The sequence below is a fragment of the Marilutibacter maris genome, from assembly GCF_006546735.2.
GTDB classification, from domain to species: domain Bacteria; phylum Pseudomonadota; class Gammaproteobacteria; order Xanthomonadales; family Xanthomonadaceae; genus Marilutibacter; species Marilutibacter maris.
In genome coordinates this window covers 1-5,445 of sequence record NZ_VICD02000337.1, presented here as the reverse complement: position 1 = coordinate 5,445, position 5,445 = coordinate 1, and the positions used below count along the sequence as shown (strand labels likewise).

Annotated in this window: 5 protein-coding genes; 2 read left to right on the top strand and 3 right to left on the bottom strand. The window is 70.1% G+C overall.

Features of this window, described 5'->3' with window-relative positions; genetic code table 11:
- Positions 1–188: 188 nt before the first annotated feature.
- On the top strand, positions 189–1,688 hold the full coding sequence (trpE, locus tag FKV24_RS18720; RefSeq protein WP_141483471.1) for an anthranilate synthase component I: 1,500 nt from the start codon (positions 189–191) through the stop codon (positions 1,686–1,688).
- A 244-nt stretch (positions 1,689–1,932) separates the two neighbouring features.
- Complete coding sequence (locus FKV24_RS18715) at positions 1,933–2,634, top strand: hypothetical protein (protein ID WP_141483470.1); 702 nt, start codon at positions 1,933–1,935, stop codon at positions 2,632–2,634.
- Positions 2,635–2,677: 43 nt separating this feature from the next.
- Here the strand turns inward: FKV24_RS18715 and FKV24_RS18710 are convergent, their stop codons facing one another.
- From FKV24_RS18710 to nirK, 3 genes are all read right to left on the bottom strand, one after another.
- Positions 2,678–3,265: an SCO family protein gene (locus FKV24_RS18710; RefSeq protein WP_170288379.1), complete on the bottom strand. Its 588-nt coding sequence runs from the start codon at positions 3,263–3,265 to the stop codon at positions 2,678–2,680.
- The gene (locus FKV24_RS18705; protein ID WP_111265548.1) at positions 3,262–4,026 is read right to left on the bottom strand and encodes a formylglycine-generating enzyme family protein; all 765 of its coding nucleotides are present in this window, start codon (positions 4,024–4,026) and stop codon (positions 3,262–3,264) included. Before FKV24_RS18705 ends, FKV24_RS18710 begins: the two co-directional genes overlap by 4 nt.
- A 1-nt stretch (position 4,027) precedes the next feature.
- Positions 4,028–5,445 (bottom strand): copper-containing nitrite reductase (gene nirK, locus FKV24_RS18700; protein ID WP_141483468.1); only part of this gene is annotated, 1,418 nt, incomplete at its 5' end.

Sequence of the window (5,445 nt, the reverse complement as noted above, 5' to 3'; positions counted from 1 at the left end):
CGGCACCGCTCCGGCGACGGGTCCGCGGCGGGACTGGCGAGCGCCTGAGCGGCGTCGCCCAAATCGGATAAAGTAGCCGCCGATGAAGATCCGGGCGATCCAGCATTCCTGCCGTGGCGACACGGGTTGGCGATGGCGGCTGCAGACCACCGTCGCTCTCGCCCTGTCGCACTCCGAGGAATCGCCGCGTGAACCATCCCGCCCGTACCGCCACACCATCGCCTGAACGTTTCCAGCAGCTCGCCGCCGAGGGCCACACCCGGATCCCGGTGGTCCGCGAGGTGTTTTCCGACCTCGACACGCCGCTGTCGGTCTACCTGAAGCTGGCCGACGGCCCGCACACCTACCTGTTCGAGTCGGTCGAGGGCGGCGAACGTTTCGGCCGCTACTCGATCATCGGTCTGCCGGCGCGGCGGGTGTACGCGTTCGCCGGCAACAGCCTGTTCGTGACCGAGCACGGCGAGCTGGCCGAGCACCGCCAGGTCGAGGATCCGTTCGCCGAGGTCGAGCGCCTGCGCAGCGAGCATTCGGTGCCGCAGATCGAGGGCCTGCCCGGCTTCACCGGCGGCCTGGTCGGCTGGTTCGGTTTCGAGTGCGTCGGCTACATCGAGCCGCGCCTGGCCGGCGGCGACAAGGAGGACCAGCTCGGCACGCCCGACATCCTGCTGATGCTCAGCGAAGAGCTGGCGGTGTTCGACAACCTGCGCGGCCGGCTGTACCTGATCGTGCACGCCGACCCGCGCGAGCCGCAGGCCTACGCCAAGGCCACCCGGCGGCTCGACCAGCTCGTGCACCGGTTGCGCCACGGCGGCACCAGCTATCCGGAAACGCTGGATCCCAACGGCCTGGACGAGGCCGATTTCGTGTCCGGCTTCACCCGCGAGGGCTTCATCGCCGCGGTCGAGAGGTCGAAGGAGTACATCCGCGCCGGCGACATCTTCCAGGTCGTGCTCAGCCAGCGCCTGTCGGTGCCGTTCAAGGCGCGTCCGGTCGATGTCTACCGCGCATTGCGCGCGCTCAACCCGTCGCCGTACATGTACTTCCTCGACGTCGGCGACATGCAGGTGGTCGGCTCCTCGCCGGAGATCCTGGTGCGCCTGCAGGACGACACCGTGACCGTGCGTCCGATCGCCGGCACCCGTCCGCGTGGCGCGACCCCGGAGCAGGACGACGCGCTGGAAGCCGAGCTGCTGGCCGACCCCAAGGAGCGTGCCGAACACCTGATGCTGATCGACCTGGGCCGCAACGATGCCGGCCGGGTCTCGGAGCCGGGCACGGTGCAGATGGGCGAGCAGTTCACCATCGAGCGCTACAGCCACGTGATGCACATCGTCAGCGAGGTGACCGGGCGCCTGAAGGCCGGCATGAGCTACGCCGACGTGCTGCGCGCGACCTTCCCGGCCGGCACCGTCAGCGGCGCGCCGAAGATCCGCGCGCTGGAGATCATCCGCGAGCTGGAGCCGATCCGCCGCAACATCTACTCCGGCGCGGTCGGCTACATCGGCTGGCACGGCGACGCCGACACCGCGATCGCGATCCGTACCGCGGTCATCCAGGAAGGTCGCCTGTACGTCCAGGCGGGCGCCGGCATCGTCTACGACTCCGACCCGCAGAAGGAGTGGGAGGAGACGATGAACAAGGGCAGGGCGCTGTTCCGCGCCGTCGCCGAGGCCGCGCGCGGGCTGTGAGCCGCGCGTCGGCGGGATGCGCGGCGGACGCTCCTGGACATGATTCCTGAACGGGGCTGACGGGCCCCGCGCACCGCCGTGGCCGGCATCTCATCGCCGCGGGCGAACCGTGAGGCGCGCGCCAGTTTCGCGATCCGGCGACCTCTTTGCCGCTTCAGCAACGTTTCCTTCACAAGTGGCGGTGTTCATTGGGAGCCGGGTACCGCCCTGGGGGCATGCGAGTGACGGCCAGGAGGTGACGGCGATGAAGCCTGTCGAAGACCGATTCGTGCAAACCCGCTTCTCCAACACGTTTCCGCGCACGGTGGAGTTGCTGTGTCCGCATTGCGACCGGCCGGCGATCCTCGAGGCGTCCAGCTGGCAGGAGCACGGCCAGCAGGTCGCGGCGAGCGAGCTGGCCTGCTCGCGCTGCGAGGGCACGGTGCTGTTCGTGCAGTTGCTGCAGCCCGATGGCAGCCGCAAGCCCGACGGGCTGTACTGCCATCCGGCGCCGGGCGGACGCGAGCCGATGACCGGCCAGGCCCATCTGCGGGCCCTGTCCGGGCCGCTGGCGCGCACCTACGACTCCGCGCTGAAGCTCTACAACCATGCCGAGTGGGGTGCGTCGGCGCTGATGTTGAGACACCTGATCGCCGGGCTGACCGTGCAGCTGCTGGGCGATGAGCAGCGCGACCAGTCGCTGCCGCAGCGGCTCGACGCGCTGGCGCGCCAGCTGGACCTGTCGCGACCGCTGCAGGATGTCGCCGAACTGATGGCGCCGACCGGCACCTTCGGACGCCAGTTCGAGGACGAGGCCGCGATCGAACGGATGACCGTCGACCTGATGCTGGAGCTGGCCGAGCAGTTGATCGCCTACCTGGTGGTCATGCCCGGCACGATGGACGACCTGAAACGACGCATCGCGACCGCGCCGGTGCCGCTGCGACGGGGATCTGGCGCGGCCTGAGCCCCGTGCCACCCGACCGCGCCGTTGCGCGTGGGGTGTCCGGTCAATGCGCCGCTTCGCGCACCGCGCGGACGAAGTCGGGGTCGGGTCGCGAGCCGGTCTTTTCGGTGCGCGCGAGGATCCGACCCTGCGCATCGACCAGCACCAGCGCGCTGGTGTGGTTGAAGCCGCCGTCGGCCAGGGCCCGGTAGCGGATGTCGAGCACGCCGGCGAGCGCGCGGACCTGGTCCGGCGCCGGGCTGGCGAGGGTCCAGCGACGCGTGTCCAGCCGGTAGCGCGAAACGACCTCGCCCAGGGCCTGCGGCGTGTCGTTGCGCGGGTCCATGCTGATCAGGACGAAGCCGATCCGGTCGCGCTGCCGGTCATCCAGTTGCCGCTCGATCGCCTTCCCGCTCTCGACGATGAGCGGGCAGATGTACTGGCAGGACGTGTAGAACATCGAGATCACCCGCGGCTTGCCCTGCAGCCCGGACCAGTTGCGGCTGCGGCCGTCCTGGTCGGTCAGCCGCGCGGACAGTTGGTAGACCGACTCCGACGGCAGCGGAGGATCGGCGGCGCGGGCCGGGGCCAGCGCCGCGACCGCGACCGCGACGAGCACAATGACCGGCAGCGATCGGGTGAAGCGGTTCATGGCAGGCTCCTGACGCATCGGAAACCGAGGTTGGCGGTGGTGCTGCGGGCCGACAGCGAGGACAGCATCGCGACCCGCATCAGCACCGCGTAGTTGTCGCGGTCGCGCATCGACAGCGCGCCGGCGCCGCAGAAACGGGTGTTGTCGGGGTCGCCCTGGTTGCGGTTGTCGCTGGACACCAGCAGCGACGAGAAGTCCTCGGTCCACTCCCACACCAGGCCGTGGATGTCCTGGACGCCGTAGGCGTTGGGCGCCTGCAGGCCGACCCGCGGCAAGGCGCTGTCGGAGGGGCGGGAGTACCAGGCGAGGATGCGCTCGCGCCAGGCCGGGTCCCGTCGCGCGTCGCGCCGGGTTTCGTCGGCGGCGGCCACGTACTCCCATTCGCTCCACGTCGGCAGGCGCGCCGATTCGCTGGCGCAGTAGGCGGCGGCCGCGAACCAGCTGACCTGGGTCGCCGGCTGCCCGCCCCGGGCCTCGCCCGGCGTCAGCGGCCCCTGCCAGTGGCCGAGGTAGCGCTCGTCGACCAGGGCCTTCGCCGCGCGGTCGCGTCGCCACTGCGGGTTGGCGGCGACGAAGGCGAGGAACTCCGCATTGGTGACCGGCCGTTCGCGCATCGCGAACGGCGCCACCTCGACCGCGTCGACGATGTCCTCGTAGGCCAGCGCGCTGCGGATCGTGCCCGCCGGGACGCTCACGTACCGGCCATCGCCGGCCGCGGCGGCGAACGGGAGCAGCAGCGCCAGCAGCCAGGCCGTGCGCATGTCAGTGCCCGGCCGCGGGGCCGGCGGGCGCCGCGTCGCGGAGCCTGGCGACCTCGTCCTTGCTGATCCGGCCACCCGGGTTGCCCCAGCTGTTGAGCACGAAGGTGGAGATGTTGGCGACCTCGTCGTCGGTCAGCTGCGCCATCGGCGGCATCACCGAGTCGTAGTCGGTCCCGTTGACCTTGATCGGGCCCTGCAGACCGTGGACGATCACCCGCGCCAGGCTGGTCGGGTCGTTGGCGATGTAGTCGGATGCGGCCAGCGGCGGGAACACGCCCTTCATGCCGGCGCCGGTGGGCTGGTGGCAGGTCGAGCAGGTGCCCAGGAACAACTCCTTGCCGGCGGCGATCTGCTGCTCGACGGTCAACGCGCCGCTGCTCGCCGACTCGGCGGCACTGGCCACCGCCTGCATGTTCGGTTGCGCGCGATCGCCGATGTAGACCGCGTCCACCTCCTGTCCCGAGTAGATCGCCTTGTTCTCCGGACCCTCGGCCTTGAGGATGCCCAGCGCGCCCTTGTTGAAGGCGCGGAACAGGCTGTGATCGACCAGCACGTAGCTGCCGGGAACCTCCATGTGGAACTCCATCATCGCCGCGCCTCCGGCGGGAATCAGGGTCGTCTGCACGTTCTCCTGGAAGCGGGTGCCGCCCTCGTACCAGACCTTGTCGAAGATCTCGCCGATCACATGGAAGCTCGACACCAGGTTCGGGCCGCCGTTGCCGACGTAGAGACGGACGGTCTCGTCGGTGTTGGCCTGCAGCGCCTTGTCGCCGGTGAGCGCGCCCTCGGCGCCGTTGAACAGCACGTAGGTGGGCCGCTCCTCGATCGCCTTCTCCATGTCGAACGGCTGCAGGCCCTTCTCGCGGTAGTTGCCGGTGGTGTAGAAGTCGCCCTGCATGACGTAGTACTCCCGGTCCACCTCGGGCAGACCGCCCGGCGGTTCGACCAGGATCAGGCCGTACATGCCGTTGGCGACGTGCATGCCGACCGGCGCGGTGGCGCAGTGATAGACGAACAGTCCGGCGTTGAGCGCCTTGAAGCTGAACTGCGTCTCGTGTCCGGGCGCGGTGAAGCTGGAAGTCGCGCCGCCGCCGGGACCGGTCACCCCGTGCAGGTCGATGTTGTGGGGCATCTTGCTGTCGGGCATGTTGCGCAGGTGGAACTCGACGGTGTCGCCCTGGCGCACGCGGATGAAGCTGCCGGGCACGGTGCCGCCGAAGGTCCAGAAGGTGTACTCGACGCCTTCGGAAATCGGCATGACCTTCTCGACCACGTCCAGCTCCACGACCACTCGCGCCGGACGATCGCGACCGGTGGCGGGCGGGACCAGCGGCGGGCTGGTCAGGACCGCCTTGACCGGCTCGCCCTGGGGAGGGCCGAAGTCGCCGCGGCGCGAGCCGCCGGTATCCTGGGCGCCGG

What these genes read in the sequence shown, in the direction of transcription:
- FKV24_RS18710 (WP_170288379.1), bottom strand. Translation starts at nt 3,265, where the DNA reads ATGAACCGCTTCACCCGATCGCTGCCGGTCATTGTGCTCGTCGCGGTC.
- FKV24_RS18705 (WP_111265548.1), bottom strand. Translation starts at nt 4,026, where the DNA reads ATGCGCACGGCCTGGCTGCTGGCGCTGCTGCTCCCGTTCGCCGCCGCG.
- FKV24_RS18715 (WP_141483470.1), top strand. Translation starts at nt 1,933, where the DNA reads ATGAAGCCTGTCGAAGACCGATTCGTGCAAACCCGCTTCTCCAACACG.